Below are 1,032 nucleotides of genomic sequence, written 5' to 3'. Positions count from 1 at the left end.
ACTCATATAACAGAACGAAGTTTGCTTTCCTCCAATCAATTTGTTTGATTTCAAAAATGCAATTGATTGCTTTTCCTCTAGATAGAATCGATATGATCAAAGCCGAAGAGATGCTATCAACGATAAAAACACTATTTTCAAAATCTAAGTAATAATCTTTATTCTGATTTTCAGTTTCCATGAGAATAATTTTTCCTTAACCAGAACATTCACCAAAATAAATAAAACGAACACCCGTTTTGCGATTTAAAACCAGGTAGAGATCCACTCATTTTCGAAAAGTGAGTTCGTCTTTTTTTTAACACTTTTTTCTTTTGAGTCGTCTCGGGACAATTTCAAATTAAATAATAGGCGATTTTCAAAAAACCTTGAGGAGAGGTTAGATTGATAAAGAATTTTGGCGAAATAATAATGATTTTATTATGCAAAATCAATGGATAAGAATAAAATACTTCCTTATTGAAAGCATATTTACAAAGCATAAGATCATATAATTTCTTATGCGTTAGCAAATCCTACCAATAGAAAGAAGATAAAAACTCTAAAAAATCATAACCTTTCCAAAACATAAATAGATAAAAGCTAAGGTGGATTCAGAAATAAAATTACCTCTTAGAAAAATTTGAAAAAGGTATATTCACACGCATTCAAATTATCATGTGTCTTTACCTGCTAACAAACTATAAGATTCGGACTTCGAGGCTGCTCTAGCATTTCAAGTGTATCAAATCTGTATTCTCGTTCTCAGTTAATACTTGGAAAAACTTAAATTCCTGTCGTAAAACTTCGTATATAAAATCTTTATCACACTGCCCATAATTTCTGGAATGGTTTTCATTATTTTTCCAGATATGCGTTAAAAACAAGAATGCCTCAAGCTCAATTAGAGATTTTATAGTCTTCAAAATCTCAGACAAAGTCATACACTTCTCTATAATTAAATAATTTAAATCTACATGAATGATCCCAAATTTAGCCTCAAATCTATTTAAGGCAGGCTTGATCCAATTATTTAATGGACCAGTTCCTGGG

General features: G+C 30.2%; 2 protein-coding genes. Both read right to left on the bottom strand.

Annotation, left to right across the window (positions count from 1 at the left end; all coding sequences use genetic code 11):
- On the bottom strand, positions 1–181 hold a 181-nt coding region (locus tag EHQ58_RS18560; protein WP_135625569.1), incomplete at its 3' end, for a hypothetical protein.
- A 526-nt stretch (positions 182–707) separates the two neighbouring features.
- On the bottom strand, positions 708–1,032 hold a 325-nt coding region (locus tag EHQ58_RS18865; RefSeq protein WP_210412854.1), incomplete at its 5' end, for a hypothetical protein.

The sequence above is a fragment of the Leptospira ognonensis genome (genome assembly GCF_004770745.1).
GTDB lineage: Bacteria > Spirochaetota > Leptospiria > Leptospirales > Leptospiraceae > Leptospira_A > Leptospira_A ognonensis.
This window is presented reverse-complemented; position numbering and strand designations above follow the sequence as displayed.